Origin of the sequence: Rhizobium chutanense (assembly GCF_002531935.1) — a bacterium.
GTDB classification, from domain to species: domain Bacteria; phylum Pseudomonadota; class Alphaproteobacteria; order Rhizobiales; family Rhizobiaceae; genus Rhizobium; species Rhizobium chutanense.
This window is the reverse complement of sequence record NZ_NWSV01000033.1, coordinates 12,496-31,895: the sequence shown is the minus strand read 5'-3', so window position 1 is coordinate 31,895 and position 19,400 is coordinate 12,496. Positions and strand designations below refer to the sequence as shown.

Annotated in this window: 20 protein-coding genes; 3 read left to right on the top strand and 17 right to left on the bottom strand. The window is 60.0% G+C overall.

The window, feature by feature from the left end:
• Positions 1-195: 195 nt before the first annotated feature.
• Complete coding sequence (locus CO666_RS29560; protein ID WP_097615573.1) at positions 196-1,305, top strand: LacI family DNA-binding transcriptional regulator; 1,110 nt, start codon at positions 196-198, stop codon at positions 1,303-1,305.
• A 73-nt stretch (positions 1,306-1,378) separates the two neighbouring features.
• Here CO666_RS29560 and CO666_RS29555 read toward each other — a convergent pair whose 3' ends face one another.
• The 6 genes from CO666_RS29555 to CO666_RS29530 form a co-directional block, all read right to left on the bottom strand.
• Positions 1,379-2,260, bottom strand: a complete 882-nt coding sequence (locus CO666_RS29555) for an alpha/beta hydrolase (protein WP_097615572.1) — start codon at positions 2,258-2,260, stop codon at positions 1,379-1,381.
• A 122-nt stretch (positions 2,261-2,382) separates the two neighbouring features.
• Complete coding sequence (locus CO666_RS29550; protein WP_097615571.1) at positions 2,383-3,540, bottom strand: glutathionylspermidine synthase family protein; 1,158 nt, start codon at positions 3,538-3,540, stop codon at positions 2,383-2,385.
• A gap of 1 nt (position 3,541) precedes the next feature.
• Positions 3,542-4,147, bottom strand: a complete 606-nt coding sequence (locus CO666_RS29545) for a DUF1190 domain-containing protein (RefSeq protein ID WP_097615570.1) — start codon at positions 4,145-4,147, stop codon at positions 3,542-3,544.
• Between the two features lie 12 nt (positions 4,148-4,159).
• Positions 4,160-4,561, bottom strand: a complete 402-nt coding sequence (locus CO666_RS29540) for a DUF350 domain-containing protein (RefSeq protein ID WP_097615569.1) — start codon at positions 4,559-4,561, stop codon at positions 4,160-4,162.
• Positions 4,562-4,593: 32 nt separating this feature from the next.
• Positions 4,594-5,253, bottom strand: coding sequence for a DUF2491 family protein (locus CO666_RS29535; protein WP_097615568.1), 660 nt, complete (start codon positions 5,251-5,253; stop codon positions 4,594-4,596).
• Complete coding sequence (locus CO666_RS29530; protein ID WP_097615567.1) at positions 5,250-6,305, bottom strand: ion channel; 1,056 nt, start codon at positions 6,303-6,305, stop codon at positions 5,250-5,252. The genes CO666_RS29535 and CO666_RS29530 overlap by 4 nt, the downstream gene beginning before the upstream one ends.
• Before the next feature lie 105 nt (positions 6,306-6,410).
• On the opposite strand from CO666_RS29530, the gene CO666_RS29525 reads away from it, so the two are divergent.
• Positions 6,411-6,857 carry a YjfI family protein gene (locus CO666_RS29525; protein WP_097615566.1) on the top strand — a complete coding sequence of 149 codons (447 nt, stop codon included), beginning with the start codon at positions 6,411-6,413 and terminating at the stop codon, positions 6,855-6,857.
• On the top strand, positions 6,854-7,588 hold the full coding sequence (locus CO666_RS29520) for a PspA/IM30 family protein (protein ID WP_097615565.1): 735 nt from the start codon (positions 6,854-6,856) through the stop codon (positions 7,586-7,588). The genes CO666_RS29525 and CO666_RS29520 overlap by 4 nt, the downstream gene beginning before the upstream one ends.
• A 90-nt stretch (positions 7,589-7,678) precedes the next feature.
• Here the strand turns inward: CO666_RS29520 and CO666_RS29515 are convergent, their stop codons facing one another.
• The 11 genes from CO666_RS29515 to CO666_RS29465 all read right to left on the bottom strand — a co-directional run bounded on the left by CO666_RS29515 (position 7,679) and on the right by CO666_RS29465 (position 19,279).
• The gene (locus tag CO666_RS29515) at positions 7,679-8,404 is read right to left on the bottom strand and encodes an amino acid ABC transporter ATP-binding protein (RefSeq protein WP_097615564.1); all 726 of its coding nucleotides are present in this window, start codon (positions 8,402-8,404) and stop codon (positions 7,679-7,681) included.
• On the bottom strand, positions 8,382-9,041 hold the full coding sequence (locus tag CO666_RS29510) for an amino acid ABC transporter permease (RefSeq protein ID WP_097615563.1): 660 nt from the start codon (positions 9,039-9,041) through the stop codon (positions 8,382-8,384). Before CO666_RS29510 ends, CO666_RS29515 begins: the two co-directional genes overlap by 23 nt.
• Positions 9,038-9,709: an amino acid ABC transporter permease gene (locus tag CO666_RS29505; protein ID WP_097615562.1), complete on the bottom strand. Its 672-nt coding sequence runs from the start codon at positions 9,707-9,709 to the stop codon at positions 9,038-9,040. Before CO666_RS29505 ends, CO666_RS29510 begins: the two co-directional genes overlap by 4 nt.
• 81 nt (positions 9,710-9,790) lie before the next feature.
• Entirely contained in the window at positions 9,791-10,576 is a 786-nt protein-coding gene (locus CO666_RS29500) for a transporter substrate-binding domain-containing protein (RefSeq protein ID WP_097615561.1), read from the bottom strand.
• Positions 10,577-10,597: 21 nt separating this feature from the next.
• Positions 10,598-11,323, bottom strand: a complete 726-nt coding sequence (locus CO666_RS29495) for a GntR family transcriptional regulator (RefSeq protein ID WP_097615560.1) — start codon at positions 11,321-11,323, stop codon at positions 10,598-10,600.
• Positions 11,324-11,675: 352 nt separating this feature from the next.
• Positions 11,676-12,446, bottom strand: coding sequence for an amino acid ABC transporter ATP-binding protein (locus CO666_RS29490; protein WP_097615559.1), 771 nt, complete (start codon positions 12,444-12,446; stop codon positions 11,676-11,678).
• A gap of 12 nt (positions 12,447-12,458) precedes the next feature.
• Positions 12,459-13,118 (bottom strand): amino acid ABC transporter permease, encoded by a 660-nt coding sequence (locus CO666_RS29485; RefSeq protein ID WP_097615558.1) that lies wholly within the window; start codon positions 13,116-13,118, stop codon positions 12,459-12,461.
• A gap of 4 nt (positions 13,119-13,122) precedes the next feature.
• Positions 13,123-13,785 carry an amino acid ABC transporter permease gene (locus CO666_RS29480; RefSeq protein WP_097615557.1) on the bottom strand — a complete coding sequence of 221 codons (663 nt, stop codon included), beginning with the start codon at positions 13,783-13,785 and terminating at the stop codon, positions 13,123-13,125.
• Positions 13,786-13,915: 130 nt separating this feature from the next.
• Entirely contained in the window at positions 13,916-14,755 is an 840-nt protein-coding gene (locus tag CO666_RS29475; RefSeq protein ID WP_097615556.1) for a transporter substrate-binding protein, read from the bottom strand.
• Positions 14,756-15,171: 416 nt separating this feature from the next.
• Positions 15,172-16,950, bottom strand: a complete 1,779-nt coding sequence (locus CO666_RS29470) for a methyl-accepting chemotaxis protein (protein WP_097615555.1) — start codon at positions 16,948-16,950, stop codon at positions 15,172-15,174.
• 145 nt (positions 16,951-17,095) lie between these two features.
• The gene (locus tag CO666_RS29465; protein WP_097615554.1) at positions 17,096-19,279 is read right to left on the bottom strand and encodes a DUF1217 domain-containing protein; all 2,184 of its coding nucleotides are present in this window, start codon (positions 19,277-19,279) and stop codon (positions 17,096-17,098) included.
• Positions 19,280-19,400 lie beyond the last annotated feature (121 nt).

The window sequence follows — 19,400 nt, the reverse complement described above, 5'->3', positions numbered from 1 at the left end:
TTATCAATCCAGGTCAAAACATTTCATCGCGCACGGATCAGGATGCAATTTTATACTGGCGATGGCCAATAGTTGTGGGCACTGCAGCAAACAGATGCAATTGCCAGTGCTTTCAGATAGATGCTAATATTAATTACCAAATACGATAATCGAGCGCGCTCGCCCATTATCCCCAGCAGAGACAATTTTTCACGAATGCAAAAAACCAAGACCCAAAAGAGGAATAAGCCTGTGGTGGACAGACCAGCACGTGTGACGATGATGGATATCGCCGCGGCGGCCGGCTGCTCGCAGGCGGCCGTCTCCTTCGTTCTCAACGACACACCCGGCACCCGTATCTCGCAGCAGACCCGCGACCGCGTATGGGAGGCAGCGCGCGCGCTCGGCTATACCGGGGCGACTTATACGACCAAAGCCGCTTATTCGGGACTGGACAATGTGATCGGTTTCGCCGTGGATCAGCTCGCCACCAGCCCGGAAGCGATCGTCGCGATCGAAGGTGCGCGGCAAGCCTCCTGGAACGCCGGCAATGTCCTCTTGGTCGCCCAGACGCTCAGCGATCCCGTCATGGAGCCGAAAGCGATCAAGGCGTTGACGAGCGGGGGCATATCGGCGCTGATCTACATGACGATCTACACCCGCCAGATAGAGCTTCCGTCTTATGTCTCCCAGCTCAACATCCCGACGGTGCTGCTGAATTGTTATACGGCGGATCATGCTTTCCCCGCCGTGGTGCCGAGCGAAATCGCCGGAGGGCAGAGCTCCACCCGGCATCTGATCACGCACGGGCACCATCGCATCGCAACGATCACCGGCGAAATCTGGATGCAGGCTGCACAGGACCGGCTGACGGGATATCGCCGGGCGTTGGCGACCGCCGATATCCCCTTCGATCCGGAATTGGTCATTGAAGGCGATTGGTCGGCGGGTGCCGGCTATGCCGCGACGATGAAACTGCTTGCCCTGAAAGAACCGCCGACGGCGATCTTCTGCCAGAACGACCGCACCGCCATCGGGTGCTACGAAGCGCTCAAGGATGCAGGGCTTCACATCCCCCAGGACATGTCGGTGGTGGGCTATGACGACGAAGAAATTTCACGACATCTCGTCCCCCCGCTGACGACGTCCGTCCTTCCGCATCTTGCCATGGGGCAATGGGCGATCGAGCACCTCAACCCGGACAGTACGCCCGGCAAACGCTATCCGATTGCCAAGCTCGAATGCTCGCTGGTCAAGCGTCATTCCGTGGCCGCGCCCAGGGCCGACACGCGGGAGATTTTCGATGGCGGCCACACCTCGCCATAGGCCTCAGGTTCGCGGGGGAACCACCCTCGTCGAATAAATTCGCCTGTTCACCGATGAAGCCTTGCGGGGAGCGTCACCTGTCGACCAGATCCTGGACGGCGAAGGCAATGCCGACCGCACGATTGACGGCCGCGGCAAGAACCGACATGTGGGTCTCGCCGGCATAAAGCTCGAATTCGGCCCGTAATCCGTCGGCAGTGCCGTTCAATCGCTCCGCCATCTCCCGCGCCAGGAGGACAGTCCGCTCCGTCTTCCTCTTCTCCAGACGTATAGCGGCATCCTCGTTCCGGTACTGAAAAGGTGCCAGCTCGTCGCCTTCGTGTTCTCCGGCGGACAAATGCAGGAAGGATGCCTTTCCCGATATGGCCTGGCGGTTCGCCTCATTCTTGAGGATTTCACTGTTTTCCCAATAGATGGTTGGGCTGGCCGCAATCCAATTGACAAACAGGCCCGGGCGCTCGAACAGGCCATAGAGGGTAAAGAGGCCGCCGAAGGAATGTCCGAAGAGCGATCGGCGCTTGGGATCGAGGATCACCGTCTCCGCAATCCGCGGTATAAGCTCGTTCTCGATGAAATCCAGCAGCTTGCCGGTCCCTCCGATGACCACAGGGGGACCGCCCTCCACGAAGGGCGGATAGGTTTTAACCGGCGGAGGGCCCAGGTCCCACGACCGGCGGAGCGGATCATAGGGCTCGTCGGTGGGGTAGCCGATCGCCGCGATCACCCCCCAGCCGACATTCGTCCCCGTGGGATAAGGCGCCTGCGTGACCAAGCCGGCGACCGCGAAGGGAAACGTGGCGTTGCCGTCGGTCATCACGAGAAGCGGCCATCCCTCTGCCGGCGGCTTCTCCGCCGGAATGGAGAGGAATATGCGATAGGGCTCGCCGCCCGCAGCAGGCGCCAGATCGAAAACACACGTTCCGGGCATTGAATAGGCGTTGGCAGAATTGGTCATGAGAAACGTTTTCCGATGTCTGCTTTAGAGGCTAGGGGAAGGAAAATGGATGCCGGTGCGGTTCGTTCGCCTCGCTCCGTGAGGAAACGAAGCTAGCTGCACATGGCGCGAGGAATTTCTCCTTATCCAATGATGGCGTGCGGTACGAAACGCGACAGGTTGGCGGTGATGCGCGAGCGGTCTTCGCGCACGGCAAGGCCGCAGGCGCGATCACCGACGACCCAGCTGCCGAGCACGGCAAAACCGCCATCGCTTTCGAAAAGCGGGGCATAGGCCTGGACGATAAAGCCTTCCTCACCGTAATCGCCGGGAGCGGAAACGAATTCCCTGCCATCTCGGAATATTGTGACGTTCTCGCCCTCTCGTGACAACAGCGGTTTGCGGACGTAGTCGGTCAGGGCCGAGGCCGCCGGGTCGTCGGCGAAATAGCTAGGCAGCAGGTTGGGGTGATTGGGATGACGCTGCCAGAGCAGCGGCAGAAGCCCCTTGTTGGAGAGCACGGCCTTCCAGGCGGGCTCGATGAAAACATCGCCCGAGCGCAGGAGTTGACGGGCGAACGGCTCGCGCAGCATGAATTCCCATGGATATAGCTTGAAGCAGCGGTCGATCACCCGATCCTGGAGGTCGGTGTAGCGGCCCTGCGCATCGATGCCGATCTCGCGGATGTCCAGAAGCTCGACGCGATGGCCGGCCTGCACCGCACAATCCATCAGATAAACGGTAGTGCCGCGATCCTCCTCATTGTCGGTCATCACAGCGAAGTGGAAGATCGGCTCTTTGGAGAATTGCTCGAACGCCTCGACGAGGCTTTCCTGCAAGGAATTATACTGGTCCGCATCATTGGGCAGGACACCCAAAGCCATCTGGTCGGTCAGCCAGTTGTACTGGAAATAGGCCGTCTCGAACACCGAAGTCGGCGTATCGGCATTGTATTCGAGCAGCTTGACCGGGCCATTGCCGTCATAGGCAAGATCAAACCGGCCGTAGAGGTGCCGGTCGCGGCGCTGCCAGGAGCGCTGCACCACATCGCGCAGATCCTCCGGAATGGCCAGCCTGTCGAGCGCCTCTTCGTTTTTGACGATATCACCGACCAGATCCATGCACATGTCGTGCAGTTCCTGACTCGGCTCTTCGATCCGCGTCTCGATCTCATCGAGCGTGAATGTATAGGCGGCATCGTCGAGCCAGTAAGGCTCGCCGTACATGACGTGAAACCCGAAGCCGACGGCGCGCGCCTTGTCACGCCAATCGGGACGCGCCGGAAGGGTGATGCGCTTCATGTCAGCCGCCGAAACTGAAGGATGAACGGCCCCCGAAGCCTTGACGGGCGACGGTGCGGGTATTGACGTTGACCGGCTTGACGCTCTGGCGCGAAGGCGCCGTCACGCTGTCGTTGAGTGAGCCGCCGGAACGAACCGTCGTTGTCACCGTCTGTCCCGAGCGATTGCGATAGATCGGCGTCGAACCATAATAATAGCCGAGCTCCTCCTGGCGCCGGCGATAATCGTAATAGTCGCCGATGTTGTTCAATGCCGAAGACAGCATGTAGCCGGTCAGGAACGGCACGAAGAAGCTGCCGCTTCCGCCGGTATTGCTGTTGGGGACGGCATTGACCCGCTGTTCGGTGCATTGGCCCGCGCCGTACTCTGCCTCGCAGGCGGCCATGCCGTTGAAACGCGGCGCGGTGACGAGATAAGCCCGCATGGCATCCTGATAGCCGGCCTGGCAGACCTGCCGGTCCATGCCGGATGCGACGCATTGGTCGACGGAAGTGAACATTGTTTCCGACGGCGTCTGATCGCCACAGCCGGACAGCGCCAGGGTCGAGGCGGCGATCGTGCCGAGGGCCAGGAAAGGTCGTTTGTGCCCGCTCTTACGTCTGCGCATCGCTCCCTCCCCTCAATAGGTCATGCAGGCGGCATTGAGAATACCGATGACCAGTGCGATGCCGCCGCCCCATATGCCCGCGGCGATATTGTCGGCCGTGATCTTCTCATGCAGGTCGGTCATGGTGAAATTGGCGATGTAGAAAGCGAGAATCTGCGCCAGGATGCCGATCACCGCCCAGATGACGTAGTCGACGATGCTCACCGAATTGGCGGCAGCCGACGCCAGAGGCAGGCTGAAACCGACAAGCGCGCCCAAAAATGCCGTGACGGCGGCAAGATTGCCGGCGCGAATGAGCTCGACTTCCTTTTGCGGCGTCAGGAATGTGTAGATCACCGCGAAAACGACATAGGCGGCAAGGCCGACGGCGAAATAACCGAGGAAGGCAGGCAGACCCGCCACGTAATCGAGCATTGAAAAAGTCCTCCATTGAAAATTGATAGCTGTCAGACGCGGCGAACATCGGCCGGAGCAAGTCCATAGCCGATCAGAAATTCCACCGAGCTTCCCGCCTGGCTTTGTCCGAGATCGAGGTCGCGCTCGACATTGATCAGAAGCATTTCGCGCGTCGAGCCAAGCGGGCGATAATAGAGCATGCAGGTCTGGTGAATGGAGCGCTGCTCTTCACCATCGTCGACCTTTTCGACAAATTCGACCAGTTGAGCGCGCTCCGGGCCGTCGCCCCAGAAGCGGCTATAGAGGATACCGTCGGCATCGTAGGATGGCTGGCCGATCAGGCCGTCCCGGCCGGTCCAGCGGTTCCATTCGCTCTGGCCGGCAGGTACGACGCTGTCCCATGGCTGATAAAAGCTGATGTCGTCGACAGCATCACCGGGCCGGCCCGATGTCGACATGACCTGAACGATCCGGTGGTCTTCGTCGTAGTAGCGCGACAGAACCGTCGCGGCATCGAGCGCAACCTCACCGTAGCCGGCAATGATGAAGGGGCCGCTCCGTGGCAGCGGCATGGCCGGCTCGCCGCCCAGGGCCTCGGCCTCGAGGGAGAGGAAATCGATCTCCAAGGCCCCGCCGATCGCGGCGCTCAAGGGGCCAAGTTCTTTGGGCAAGGGCTTTTCGTCCTTATCTCTGCCGAACCATCCGATCATGATACGTCTCCCATTCGAGCCCAGGCGATGGCAGCGGGATCTAGCCGCATTCCGCTGATGTAGTAAAGGGTTTCGCCGCCCCGCATCAGCACCTCGTCCCGGCAATTGAGGTCGGTCACGCCCTGGCTCAGCAGGCCCACCAGCGTCACATTGTGCTCGCGTTTGAGGCTTAAAAACACGTCGCCATAGAGCAGCGGCCTTTGCAAAGGCGGTACCGGCAGGGAAAAGGCCGTGTCGGTGGAGGCGACCGACAGCAGCCGTGCGGCGATTTCCGAAGAGCCCGGATCACGGGCGGCACGCGACAGCAGCTCCTCGGCGAGCGAGCCGACCGCCTCGACGCGCGGCCGGAGTTGTTTGACCATCTGCGCTGTGCGGTCGTCGGCGAAATAAGCCACGATATGGGCATTGGGCGCATGGTCTTCGGCAATCAGCACTGCGGCCAGCGTCTCGTCGTCATTGGCTCCGCGCGCGATGATCGCGCGTGCCCGTGCCACGCCGGCCCGCACCAGAGCGTCGGCATCGGCGAGCCGCTCGGTTCTGATATAGTCGGCATAGTCGCTGACGGGATTTTCCGCCAGCTCCTTGGCAACCAGAACGCTCATCGGTTCGTTGGCCTGCCGTTCGGCATGCAGCAGCCGCAGCGTCTGGTATGTCTGCCCCTCCTGCCAGCCGAGGACGATGATATGGCCGGCACGTTCGCTATAGTCACCCAATCCGCGCATACGGTTCCTCCAGATCGTGCCGATCGTTGTCAATAATTTGCCAAGAACAGCGGTGAAGATGGCAATGCCACCGGGAAGAACGAACAGGACGGCAATGATCCGGCCAAGCCCCGATTTTGGGGAAAGATCTCCATAGCCGACAGTCGTTGCCGTCACCATATAGTAATAGAGAAAATCGATCGGCTTGCCGACAAGATCGCCTTCGCCGGCCAGCATGAAGAGCAGGTAAGAGGCGACCAGGTGGATCGCGAGGATAAGAAAAAGGGCCGACCAAGCCAATTCGCTGAGCGAAAGATATACACGCCGCAGCAATGAAGCGATAAATGGCACGCGATTCGCCCCCGTTCCCGATGCGCAGCCTAGCGAAATTTATTTAGTGCGCCACCCCTTTAAGTGGCATACGGATTACCCAGATATTTTTCGGAATTCCAACCGATGGAGGACTTTTTGGAGACCTGGAACCTCACGACTTTAACGCGCCTGTTCGCCGCCGATCCGGAGGCGCTCGGCGATGTGGATGTCGCCGTACCCGAACAGGGCGACGTCCTATGCGTCACTCTGAAGGAAAAAGGCGATCTCGACGTCTTCGTCGCGGTGAGCGGGGAGCGCGATATCCTTGTCAGCGCCGTTCTGGTGCCGTGCAAGGACGTACCCAATCGCGAAGCCTTCGAACGCATGGTGCTCAAGACGCACAAATTCGTGCCGCTCTCCAGCTTCGGCATTACCGCGATCGACGGTGAGGAATGGTATGAATTGTTCGGCTCGCTGTCGGCACGTTCGTCCGCCGACACGGTGGTCGAAGAGGTCGCAATTCTGGCGGCCAACGCCGTCGATGCGGCGCACATGATCGAAGAATGGAAAAGCGGGGAGATTGCAGCGTGAGCACCTGGGGAAAGATTTTCACCGCCATTCGCGGCGGCATCAACGAGGCAGCCGAAGCCGCAGCCGACAGCCAGTCCATGCGCATTCTCGACCAGGAAATCCGCGACGCCGAACAGTCGCTACGCCGGGCGCGCTCCGATCTGGCCGGCATCATGGCGTCCAACAAGAGCGTCATGCGCCGGCTTGAAGAGAACCGCGCCAAGGAGGCCAAGGATACCGACAGCGCCCGCGCTGCGATCTCCGCCGGGCGCACCGATCTCGCTCAGGGTCTCGCTCAGCGCATCGCCACCAGCCGCGGCGAAGTGCAGCGCGACCAAGAGGAGCTCGACCGGCTGCTGCCCCGCCAGCAGCAGATGCTGCGGACGATCCAGGACACCGAAGCGCGCATCGCTCAGATGAAGCGCGAGGTGGAGAACGTTAAAGCCAACGAGTCGCTGCTGCGCGCGCAATCGGCGATTGCCCATAACCAGTCGGGCATCAACACCCGTCTCGGCAGCGCCGTCGAAAGTCTCGAACGCATCAAGAAACGCCAGGAAATTACGGCCGGCCGTATCGAAGCCGGTGCGGAACTGGCCGCGCTGGAAAACGGCGGCGATCTCGATCGTCAACTGCGCGAGGCCGGCATCGGCAGTCCGAGCCATTCGGCCGACGACATTCTTGCCCAGTTGATGCTGCCGAAACATTCGGCCGAGCCCGTCCTGCTGCCCGCCCCGACCGGCAGCAAAGACTGACAATCCCCGGGAGCGGCAACTTGGCTGCCGTTCCCGGAACGCCTGCGCGCTTGTCGGCGCCAGCTGCAAGCGAGAGAATATCGTCGTTTCTTAACTGACGCCGAGGAACTGCTTCAGCTCTGGGGTCTGCGGATTGGCGAAGACGTCTTCCGGCCGGCCTGCTTCGTGGACCCGGCCCTGATGCATGAAGACGACGCGGTTGCAGACGTCGCGGGCGAACTTCATCTCGTGTGTCACCATCAGCAGCGTCATGCCCTCCGCGGCAAGCTCGCGCACGACGGCCAGAACTTCAGCGACCAGTTCCGGATCGAGCGCGGAGGTGATCTCGTCGCAAAGGAGCGCTGCCGGCTGCATGGCGAGCGCGCGGGCGATGGCGACGCGCTGCTGCTGGCCGCCCGAGAGTTCGTCCGGATAGGCGTCGAACCGGTGGCCGAGCCCTACCCGCTCCAGCATCTTGCGGGCGGTTGCCTCGGCTTCGGCCTTGGGGGTCTTTTTGACCACGGTCTGCGACAGCATGACGTTGCCGCCGACGGTCAAATGCGGGAAGAGGTTGAACTGCTGAAAGATCATGCCGACCTTCAGCCGCAATGCCTTCAGATGCACTTCGTCATCGAGAAGCTGCGCGCCTGCGACAGCGATCGAACCGTCGGTGATCGTCTCCAGTCCGTTGATGCAGCGAAGCAGGGTCGATTTGCCCGAACCGCTCTTGCCGATGATGGCGATGACCTCACCGGGCTCGACATTGAGATTGATGCCCTTCAGCACCTCGGTGGTACCAAAGCTCTTGCGGACTTCAGTGATTTCGATGAGCGACATTGAGCTTCCTTTCCAGGATCTGGCTGCTTTTCGACAAAGGCCAGCAGAGGGCGAAGTAGATGAGGGCGACGAGCCCATAGACGGTGAAGGGCTGGAAAGTGGCATTGGTGACCACGGTGCCGGCTTTCGACAATTCGACAAAGCCGATGATCGAGGTCAGCGCCGTCCCCTTGACGATTTGAACGGAGAACCCGACCGTGGGCGGGATGGCGACCCTCAGCGCCTGCGGCAGGATGACGTAGCGCATCTGCTGCAGCCGGCCCATGCCGAGGCTGGCGGAGGCTTCCCATTGCCCCTTGGCGACCGCTTCGACGCAGCCGCGCCAGATTTCGGCGAGAAAGGCCGCACTCCACAGGGTGAGCGCCAGTCCCGCGGCAAGCCAGGCCGGCACGTCGATCCCGAACAGGCCGAGGCCGAAAAAGGCGATGAAGAGCTGCATCAGCAGCGGCGTACCCTGGAAGAGCTCGATATAATATTTCGCGATGACCCTGAATGCCTTGCGCTTGCTGATGCGCAAGAACAGCAGCGCCAGCCCGACCGCGCCGCCGCCGATGAACGAGACGAGCGAAAGCAGGATCGTCCAGCGGGTGGCGAGCAGCAGGTTGCGCAGGATGTCCCAGAGTGTGAAGGTGATCATCGTGCTGCCCTCCTCGGGAAAATCAACCCGCCGACCATTGCCAGCACCTGCCGCAGCAGGATCGCCAGCACGAGATAGATCGATGTCGAGACGATGTAGGCCTCGAAGGCGCGGAAGGTTCGCGATTGGATGAAGTTGGCGGCAAAAGTCAGATCCTCGGCGGCGATCTGCGACACCACCGATGAACCGAGCATGACGATGACTACCTGCGACGACAGCGCCGGCCAGATGCGCTGCAGCGACGGGACGAGAACGACATGGCGGAAGGTTTCGAAGCGCGTCATGGCGAGGCTCTCGCCGGCCTCGAACTGGCCCTTCGGGGTCGCCTGGATGCCGGCGCGGATGATCTCGCAGCTATAGGCGCCGAGGTTGATGACCATCGCCAGATTGGCCGCCGTCAGTTCGGGAAGCTGAAGACCGAGCGACGGCAGGCCGAAGAAGATGAAAAAGAGCTGGATCAGGAACGGCGTGTTGCGGATCAGTTCGACATAGGTCGCAACGACAGGCTTCAGCCAGGCCGGACCGAGCGCGCGCACCCAGGCACAAAAGATGCCGAGCGCAATGCCGAGCACACCGCCGATGGCGATAAGCTCCAGCGTGACCAGTATGCCCTTGATGATCTCAGGATAATATTCAAGCAGCCAGCCGAATTCGAAATGGTAGCTCAAGGAATTCTCCCCTCTTGCGGTGACGAGCCTCGGTCATCCCGCGCGTGGGGCGCGCGGGATGACGTCCGTAAGACCGGGTCTTTAGAGATCGGACGGGAGATCGGCGCCGAGCCACTTCTGCGATATGGCATTCAAGCTGCCATCCGTCTTGGCGGCAGCGATAATGGCGTTCACCTTCTCCAGAAGAGCCGCCTGCTCCTTGTTGAGACCGATGTAGCAGGGCGAATTCTTGATGAGGAATTTCATCTCAGGGCGCTTGGGCGGATTCTTGGCGAGGATCGCAGCGGCCACGACGTTGCCGGTGGCAATGGTGTCGACCTGGCCGGACAGGAAGGCCGAGATCGTGCCGTTATTGTCCTCGTAGCGCTTGATCGTCGCGTCGGCCGGCGCGATCTTCGTCAGTTCCAGATCCTCCACGGCGCCGCGCGTGACGCCGATGCTCTTGCCTGCGAGATCTTCCGCCTTGGCGATCGAAAGGTCGGCCGGCGCGAACACGCCGTTGAAGAAGGGGGCGTAGGCAGCAGAGAAATCGATCACCTTCTCGCGCTCCGCATTCTTGCCGAGGCTTGAAATAACCAGATCGACCTTGTTGGTCTGCAGATAGGGGACGCGGTTGGCGCTGGTGACCGGCACGAGTTCGGCCTTGACGCCCAGCTTTTCGGCAATGAGGTTGGCCACATCGATATCGTAGCCCATCGGCGCCATATCGGTGCCGACGCTGCCGAAGGGCGGGAAATCCTGCGGGACGGCGACACGCAGCGTGCCACGCGCGGTGATGTCGGCGAGAGCATCGGCGTAGGAGGCCGAGCCGAAGCCGAAGGTTGCAGCCAGGGTCGCGATTGCGAAGAAGACTCGTCTTGTCAGCATGTTTCAATTGCTCCTTTGAAGTTATGGTTTTTTGGGTCCGATTGTTGAGGATACGCTCCTGGGAGGGAGCGACAGGGAACTGCGCAGTTCCGAGAGCGGATCCGGGCGGGCGGTGAGGTCGAGGCCCATTTCCACCTCGTCGAGATGTTCGACAGCGAGTTCCGCCGCTCTGCCGAAATCGCTCGCTTGCATCGCCTGGAAGATGCGGCAATGCCCGTCATGGGACTGTGCGGCATGAAATTCAGATTGATAGAGCATGGAAATGAGGATCGTCCTCGCGGTGAGATCGCGAAGGATATCGACGATGATGGCGTTCCCGCTCAATTCCGCGATACGGATGTGAAAATCACCCATCAAATAGGTCAGGCGCTGGCGGTCGCCCGCAGTCATGGCGCTTTTTTCCTCGTTCAAATGCGCGTCGAGAGCTTCCCGCCCCGCGCCTGTCAGGACGCGCATGCTGCGCAGCAATCCGGCCTCGATGACGCGTCGCGCCTCATAGACCGCGATCGCCTCTTCGGCGGACGGTTCGACGACAAACCAGCCGCGCCGCGGACTGACATGCACGATGCCGCGTGTTTCCAGGCGCATCATGGCTTCGCGAACGCGGGTGCGGGACACGCCGAAGAGCGTTGCCAGCTGGTTTTCGCTGAGCCGCGTACCGGGCCGGATCCTGGCTGAAAGAATCCCGGAAACGATCGTTTCCTCGATGGCCTTCTGCGTGGTCTCGGATGTCTGGCTATCTTGCATACAAGACAGAAAGCAAAGCGCGTGCCAAAATTCTGCAGTCGGATTTTCCACGATGTCCGGGATTCATCGCCAGAAATTTGCACGCTGAGAATGCAGACTGAACGCAAATTAAGCGAGTGCGGGCAACGCCATACCTTCCCGCCAAGAACCCCTTCCCTCTCAAAAAGCTGGTTGCGGCAGATGGCACTCGCAAAGAGCAGCGGGCGCGGCTTGTTGCCGCCACCGCCATTGCTCATGACCTCCCCCTCGGCACGCGAGATTAACAGATTTCAAGGGTTTGGGATCGGTCTTGTCGATCCTTGGACCGAGCACTTATGACGATCCGCGGGCGGATCGTCATACAATCTTTTCGTTAGTTGAAACTCGAGGTCTTGAGGAATTCGGCGAGCCGTTCGGTCTTGGGATGCACGAACATGTCCTTCGGATCCCCCTCCTCGCAGATAACCCCCTGGTTCATGAAGATGACGCGCGAGGAAACCTCGTAGGCAAAGCGCATCTCGTGGGTGACGAGCAGCATGGTCATGCCGTCGGCGGCAAGCCCCTTGATGACCTGCAGCACTTCGCCCACCAATTCCGGATCGAGCGCCGAGGTCACTTCGTCGAACAGCATCAGCCGCGGCGACATGGCGATGGCGCGGGCAATCGCGACGCGCTGCTGCTGGCCGCCGGAAAGCTGACCGGGATAATGGTTGGTGCGGGCGGCAAGACCGACACGGTCGAGCCATTTCTCCGCGATCACACGGGCCTCCGACTTCGTCATTTTCTTGACCTTGACGAGGCCGAGCATGACGTTTTCGGCGGCACTCATATGCGGGAAGAGATTGAACTGCTGAAATGCCATGCCGGTCAGAGCGCGCTGGCGTGCGATCTCTTTCTCGCTTTTACGGCGGCGCGTCGTGCCTTCGACATGGTAGCCGATCTCCTCGCCGTCGAGGCTGATCGTGCCGCCCTGGAATTCTTCCAGCATGTTGACGCAGCGCAGCAAGGTGGTCTTTCCGGAGCCGGACGAGCCGATGATGGAAATGACCTCGCCTTCCCTCACGGCACAATCGACGCCCTTGAGGACTTCGTGGATGCCGTAAGTCTTGCGCAGACCCTTGATGTCGAGAATGGTCTTGGCCATCGGGGGAACTCCTCAGGACGGCAGGGCGGTCTTGCGCTCGACATATTTGCCGAGGTGCTCGATGCCATAGTTGACGATGAAATAGAGACCGCCGGCCAGGAAATAGAACTGGAGGCTCATGAAATTGCGGGAGATGATCTCCTGGGTGCGCAGCAGAAGCTCGGCGACCCCGATGACGGAGAGCAGCGTCGAGGCCTTGACCATCTCGGCCGCCGTATTGACCCAGGCCGGCAGGCATTGGCGCATGGCCTGCGGCCACAGCACCGAGGTGAAGGTCTGGGTGAAGGTCAGCCCGATCGCCTTGGCCGCTTCGGTCTGACCTTTCGGGATCGCCTGAAGCGCGCCGCGAACGATTTCGCCGACATGCGAGGAGCAGAAGACCGCAAGGGCGAGCACACCGGCGGAGAACGGCCCGAGATCGAGCCCGACGGCGGCGGAGACGTAGTAGCTTGCCAGCACCAGCACCAGCACCGGCGTGCCGCGGATAATATCGGTATAGGCGCGCACGAGAAGCCGCAAAACAACGCCGCCATAGACGAGCGCCAGGCCGACGAAAACGCCGAGTACGGACCCTGCGAGGATGGCCAGCAGAGAGATCGACACGGTCACGCCGATACCGTTGATGATGACGTAGCGGGCGATCCAGAGTTGTTCGAGAAAGGTGTGGGACATCAGATCATCTCGGCAGGGCCAGACGGCGCTCGACGAAGCGCATCACGGCAGCGATGAGGAAACAGGTCACGACATAGAGGGCCGAGGTGACCATCCAGGTTTCGATGACGCGGAAACTCTCGACATTGATCTTGCGGGCGGCAAATGTCAGTTCCGGCACGGCGATGGCGGCGGCGAGCGAGGTGTCCTTGAAGAGCGAGATGATCGTCGAAGACAGCGACGGCAGCACGTTGCGCAGCATCAGCGGCGCGATAATCGAGCTGCGGATCTGCATTCCCGTCAGGCCGATGGCAAGGCCGGCTTCCGTCAATCCTCTCGGGATCGACAGCAGCCCGGCGCGGAACACCTCGGCCAGATAGGCGCCGGAATAGAGAGAGAGCACCAGAACGAAGCTTTTCATCTTGTCGAGGCGCAAGCCCATTTGCGGCAGCGCGAAAAAGGCGAAAAGCACCAGGACAAGGATCGGCAGGTTGCGGATGACGGTGACATAGACCCGCGCCGGCACGACCGCGAAGCGGTTTTTGGACGTCAGTGCGAAGGCGACGACGAGGCCGATCGCCGCCCCGATCAGGATCGAGATCACCGCAAGGCCGAGGCTGAGCGCAAGCCCGCTCAAAAGAAAATCGAAATTGCGCCAGACGGCAGCAAAATTCAGCGTATAACCCATGCGGGCCGCCCTTTCAGACGAACGCATCGTGCACGATGCGCAGATTCAAAATACTGCAGCCTCCTTGCGCATCTGAAAAGACGCGCGGCGCTGCAGCGGAGCGGGAGAACAATCCCGCTCCGCATGGCGGTTACTTGAACTCGACTGGAAAGCCGATCTGGGGCGGGGCCAGATCCTTGCCGAACCACGTCTTGAAGGACTTGGCGTAAAAGTCGAACTCGACGCCGGTCATGGCTTCATGCAGGGCGGTGTTGACGAAGTTCAGCCAGTCTTGATCGCCGCGTTTGACCGCGCAGGCGTAGGTCTGCGGGTTCCAACCGTAGCCGGCGTCTTTGTAGCGGCCGGGGTTCTGCGTCATGTACCAGGCAAGCGACGACTGGTCGGTGGCGACGGCATCGGCACGTCCAGATTCCAGCGCCTGATAGATCAGGTCGACGGATTCATACTGATCGACGGTCGCCTCCGGCAACGCCGCATGCACCATGGCTTCGGCATAGACGTTCTGAAGAACCGAGATGGTGACGGAGGAACCGGCCGCCTTGAGGGCGGCGTAGTCGGCGTATTTTCCGTCCGCCTTGAGCATCAGGCCGACACCCTCGCGATAATAAGGAATGGTGAAGGCGACCTGCTGGGCGCGTTCGCCGGTCACGGTCATGAACTGGCAGGTGATGTCGACTTTGTCGGTGGTGATGTTCGGGATGCGGGCGTCGGAGGACTGGTTAACATACTCGATCTTCTCGGGATCGCCGAACAGCGCCTTGGCGATGATGTGGCCCATGTCGACGTCGAAGCCCTGAAGCTTGTCGTCGGCACTCTTGAAGTGCCAAGGCGCGTTGGTGCTGCCCGTGCCGAGAACGAGATGGCCGCGGGCCAGCACTTCATCGAGCTTGCTGCCGTCGGCCAGTGCAGGCGTGGAGAGTAGCGCGGCTGTTATCAGCGACATCACGCCGGTGCGAAAGGAAATGGTCATGGCGTTCCCCTTATGGATGGTTCCCATTATTCCAGTATAATGGATGCGTGTCTGCTTTACTGGAATAACGTATCAAGTGCCATCGGGGATGAATTGTCAATGGGGAATGCCGGAAAAACGCGCAGGATCGCACGTGGCGTTTTTTTTTCGCACAGCATCTCCAGCCGCCTGGCTACCGCCTGGCTGCGTTCTGATCGTTTTGGGGAATGGAGGCAGCGTTCAATGAGGGATTGGCCGGGATGCGGAAAACCCAGCGCATTTCCGTGAGAAATCAGGAAATGCGCTGGGGAAACCGGGGGAGGCCTTTTACGGATTCATGCCGCGAGACGGTGGAACCGCGATGTCGAGACCGGATATCGAGGGCTGACACCCGCCAGCCTCTTTCTGAGACTCTCCGACCGGTTCGTTGCTGCAGATCAGAAATCTTCCCAATCCGTTCTCAGCGCGGCAGCCGCCGACCCGCGTTGGCCGGGGGCGGTACGAACAACTTTCAAAGGTGTCGGCCGGGCGGCGTGATGCGCGACCTGCGCGGCCGAAGACCGGGATATCGGTGCATCGTCGAAACGGAACTGTTCAAGAAGCTCGAAGAGCGCGGCGGCTTCTCGTGCGAGGCCATGGCTCGCAGCCGTCTGCTCCTCGACCATCGCGGCATTCTGCTGCGTTCCCTGGTCGACGGTGTTGATGGCCTGGCTGATCTCGCCGAGCGCGGTCGATTGCTCGCGCGCCGCCTCCACGATCGCGGTGACGTTGGTGTTGATGTCGTGAACCTGACTGGCGATTTCCTGCAGCGCGGATCCGGCATTGGTGACGAGTGCGACACCGTTTGCCACATGGGAACCGGAGGCGGTGATCAGGCTCTTGATCTCCTTGGCTGCCTTCGCCGACCGCTGCGCCAGCTCCCGGACCTCCTGAGCAACGACCGCAAACCCCTTGCCCGCCTCCCCTGCCCGTGCCGCCTCTACGCCGGCATTGAGCGCCAGAAGATTCGTCTGAAAAGCAATCTCGTCTATCACTCCAATGATATTGGAAATTTCGCGTGACGAGGTTTCGATCTGGTCCATCGCTCCGATCGCATCGCGCACCACCTGGCCGGAATGCTCCGCATTGTCTCGCGTGTGCGCCACGAGTTGACCGGCCTCCTCGGCCCGGCGGCTCGAATCCTTGACCGTGGTCGTGATTTCCTCGAGGGCGGCGGCCGTCTGTTCGACGGATGCCGCTTGCTGTTCGGTGCGTTTTGCCAGGTCGTCGGCTGCCGTGCGGATCTCGTTGGAACCAGCCGAAATCGCCTTGGCATTTTCGGCAACCGTTGCCATCGCGTCCTTCAACTTCCCCGAGGCGCTGTTGAAGTCGGTGCGCAGCCGCTCCAGCGAAGGAATGAAGGGCTTTGGGATCGTCTGCGACAGGTCGCCGTCGGCGAAATTCGTCAGGCAACGGGCAAGCTGTTCGACGTTCTCGACGCGCGCAGTGACATCGGTCGCGAACTTCACGACTTTCGACACTTTGCCGTTCAGATCGAAGATCGGATTGTAGGAGGCCTGGATGTAGACTTTCCGTCCGCCCTTACCCACCCGCATGAATTCGTCGGCAATGAACTGGCCGCTCGCGAGCTTGTGCCAGAATTCCTTATACGCCTCCGACCTCGCATAGTCGGCTTCACAGAAGATCGAATGATGCTTGCCTTGGATCTCGGCAAGCGAATAGCCGAGTGCGGCAAGAAAATTGTCGTTCGCGTTCAGCACTTCGCCAGCCGGTGTGAATTCGATGATCGCCTGAGCGCGCGACAATGCGTTAATCTTGCCCGCATCCTCGGCGGCTTTCAGCTTCTGCGCAGTGATATCGGTTGCGATCTTGATGACCTTGACCGGCTTCCCGCGTCGGAACACCGGATTGTAGGACGCTTCGATCCAAACCTCGCGGCCACCTTTTCCGAGCCGCTTATATTGCTGCTGATCGTATTTTCCGGCTGCCAGCTTCGTCCAGAAAGCCTTGTATTCTGCCGAAGACGCATAGCCAGGCTCGACGAACATGCTGTGATGTTTTCCGACGATCTCCCTCAACTCGTAGCCGAGCGCCCTGCAGAAGTTTTCGTTGGCGGTGAGGATCATGCCCGATATGTCGAACTCGATCATGGCTTGCGAGTTCGATAGAGCGGCAAGAGCCGCAACGGCATTGGCACCACGATCAAGAATGCTCATTCGCAAATCCCCCACAGACTCGTCGCTGTCCAATTCGGACAGGCTACGAATATTTGCCCATGCTTATTCATGGGGATTTAATGCTTAATATAAGGTTTAGCCGTCCATATCAGGCCTGCAATGACCGCCGCGCTCGGATGATCGTTCAGCCGCTTTTCAGCTGCGCCATCGTAAGCAGCGTATCGGCGCTGATCGTCGCCGAGCCGGTCAGGATGGAAAGCGCTGTCGACGTGGTACCCGTCCCGTTGGCCATGTCGTACATGGCGGTGAAGCGCTTGATCAGATTGTCGACTTTGTCAGGATCCGACAGATCCTTGATATCGATGAAATTGCTGACCATTTCGGCTTGCTTGTCGACGTCCATGTTCGAGACATAACTCGACAGGTTGAAGGTCGTGGTAAAAAACTCGAAAAGCGCGCTGTCGCCCAGAATGTCGTAGGCGTTCGAGATCTCCGGCGCCTTGCGCTGGAAGTAGAGGGCGAGGCGCACGCCGGTATTGCTGTCGCCCTGGTCGTCTTCGAGCGTCATGCGGACATAGGAGTCGATCGTCTCCAGCACGTCGCCGCGCTGCTGCACCGTTCCGGTCGGCTCGGCCGAGATATTGCCATCCTGATCGAAATTGAACGCACCGACGAGTTCGGCGAAACGATTGTCGTCCAGCTTGTTGACATAGCTATCTTCGTCATCGAGATCGGACGAAAACATTTTCTTCAGTTGATCCGAGGTGACATCGTCGGGATCGAGCCCCTTCGCCTCGAGCACAAGACTAACCAGGCGATCATCGGCCAGAAATTCGCTCGCCGTCGTGATCGTCGCCATCTGCTCGCGAAAATAGGTGATCTCGTCATCCGCCGCGTCGGTCGCCTCGGTCAGTTCGTCACCGTCGAGATAACGGATCTTGTTCTGCTTGTAATAGGCGGCATAGTCGTCGACGACGGATTCCGACATGGCCTGCAGAGGAACGGTAACGTCGCCATCGCTGTCGAAGTTGAATGCCTTCCGAAAGGCGACGAACCGGTCGTCGTTCAGGCTGTTGACATAGCTTTTCGAGTCCGTGGGATCGCTTTCGAGAATTTTCCGAACCTGGCTTTTGGAAACCTCGGTGGAGTCTATGCCATAGGCGCGCAGCGCCATTTCCCACATTTCCGGGAGATCGTCGTTGTCATCATCGTCGTCATCGGCATTCGACACGAGGAAATCATCGATCGAGGTGACGCTGGCGATGCGCGTCGTATAGTTGTCGACGGCATCCTCCGTGTCGGTATTGGCGATCAGCACCTGATAGTTTTCATCGAAGGCCGCCGTGGTCGTGGCGGTCTGTTCCGACGTCTGGGCGGTATCGCCATCGGCAAGCGCGCCATCCTCATCGAAATTGAAGGCGTCGTGCAGATCGGACAGGCCGATTGCGTCGGCGATGTCGGCGCTTTTCAGCGCCGCGGAAATATAGTTGTCGGTTTCGTCGTCGGTCAGCCCGTAAGCGGTCCTGAGATAATCGACCAGCTTGTCGTCGTTCATCAACTGATCGACGGAGGTGATGTTTCCGATCTGCGCCGCGAAATAGGTGTCGTAGGCCTCTCCGGTGTCCGAAGACGCAATGGTCGACGAGGCCACCGCATAACCGCTCGTCACCAGCGAGATCTGATCTTCCGACATCACGTCGCCGTCGATAGAGCCGTCCTCGTTGAAGTTGAAGGCCTTTGCCAGGCTGACATAGACATCGTCGCCGAGCTGGTTGACGAAACTGTCGGAATCGTCGAGATCGCTCGTCAAAACCTGCTTCAGGAAGCTGCTGGAGGTGTATTCGGTGCTGAGGCCGAAGGCCGTCAGCGCATAGTTCTTCAATCTCGAACTCGAGAGGAAATCATCGACTGACGTGATCGACGAGATGTTCTCTTCGAAATAATCCGTCTCGTCGGCGATATCCTCCGCCTCAGTGTCGAAGGATGTCTCATAGGCATCGGTTAGATTGTCCCGCTGCACGTCCGATTGCGCCGTCTTCGTCTCGCCGGAAAATTTGAAGGCGGCGGCGAATTCGGCATAACGGCTGTCACTCAGGCTGTTGGCGAAGCTCGACGAATCGCTGAGGTCGCTTTCCAGCACCTTCTTCATGAAGGCCTTGGCATATGTCATGTCGTCGAGCCCGTAGGCCTTCATGGCATAGGAGTAGAGCTTATAATCGCCCATGAATTCATCGACCGTCGTGACCTTGTCGATGTTTTCCTTGTAATAGGCGCTGTCGCGGGAAACCGTGGCCTGAGACGCGACGTTCGAGAGACTGGTATTGAGATTTCGCGCGACTGCGAGATAGCTTACATAGGTGGAAACCAACGTCTGTTCCTCTAAGCTTTTGTTTTACGCGAAACCGCTACGCACTTTTGCTGAAATTGCTCCAGGCACGGCGGTGCCGCGCGAAAGCCTGCCGGCGGTCACGGGGAAACTTTTCATCTCT

What these genes read in the sequence shown, in the direction of transcription:
- CO666_RS29555 (WP_097615572.1), bottom strand. Translation starts at nt 2,260, where the DNA reads ATGACCAATTCTGCCAACGCCTATTCAATGCCCGGAACGTGTGTTTTC.
- CO666_RS29560 (WP_097615573.1), top strand. Translation starts at nt 196, where the DNA reads ATGCAAAAAACCAAGACCCAAAAGAGGAATAAGCCTGTGGTGGACAGA.
- CO666_RS29545 (WP_097615570.1), bottom strand. Translation starts at nt 4,147, where the DNA reads ATGCGCAGACGTAAGAGCGGGCACAAACGACCTTTCCTGGCCCTCGGC.
- CO666_RS29475 (WP_097615556.1), bottom strand. Translation starts at nt 14,755, where the DNA reads ATGACCATTTCCTTTCGCACCGGCGTGATGTCGCTGATAACAGCCGCG.
- CO666_RS29515 (WP_097615564.1), bottom strand. Translation starts at nt 8,404, where the DNA reads ATGTCGCTCATCGAAATCACTGAAGTCCGCAAGAGCTTTGGTACCACC.
- CO666_RS29510 (WP_097615563.1), bottom strand. Translation starts at nt 9,041, where the DNA reads ATGATCACCTTCACACTCTGGGACATCCTGCGCAACCTGCTGCTCGCC.
- CO666_RS29535 (WP_097615568.1), bottom strand. Translation starts at nt 5,253, where the DNA reads ATGATCGGATGGTTCGGCAGAGATAAGGACGAAAAGCCCTTGCCCAAA.
- CO666_RS29480 (WP_097615557.1), bottom strand. Translation starts at nt 13,785, where the DNA reads ATGGGTTATACGCTGAATTTTGCTGCCGTCTGGCGCAATTTCGATTTT.
- CO666_RS29495 (WP_097615560.1), bottom strand. Translation starts at nt 11,323, where the DNA reads ATGCAAGATAGCCAGACATCCGAGACCACGCAGAAGGCCATCGAGGAA.
- CO666_RS29525 (WP_097615566.1), top strand. Translation starts at nt 6,411, where the DNA reads ATGGAGGACTTTTTGGAGACCTGGAACCTCACGACTTTAACGCGCCTG.
- CO666_RS29540 (WP_097615569.1), bottom strand. Translation starts at nt 4,561, where the DNA reads ATGCTCGATTACGTGGCGGGTCTGCCTGCCTTCCTCGGTTATTTCGCC.
- CO666_RS29470 (WP_097615555.1), bottom strand. Translation starts at nt 16,950, where the DNA reads ATGAGCATTCTTGATCGTGGTGCCAATGCCGTTGCGGCTCTTGCCGCT.
- CO666_RS29550 (WP_097615571.1), bottom strand. Translation starts at nt 3,540, where the DNA reads ATGAAGCGCATCACCCTTCCGGCGCGTCCCGATTGGCGTGACAAGGCG.
- CO666_RS29485 (WP_097615558.1), bottom strand. Translation starts at nt 13,118, where the DNA reads ATGTCCCACACCTTTCTCGAACAACTCTGGATCGCCCGCTACGTCATC.
- CO666_RS29490 (WP_097615559.1), bottom strand. Translation starts at nt 12,446, where the DNA reads ATGGCCAAGACCATTCTCGACATCAAGGGTCTGCGCAAGACTTACGGC.
- CO666_RS29500 (WP_097615561.1), bottom strand. Translation starts at nt 10,576, where the DNA reads ATGCTGACAAGACGAGTCTTCTTCGCAATCGCGACCCTGGCTGCAACC.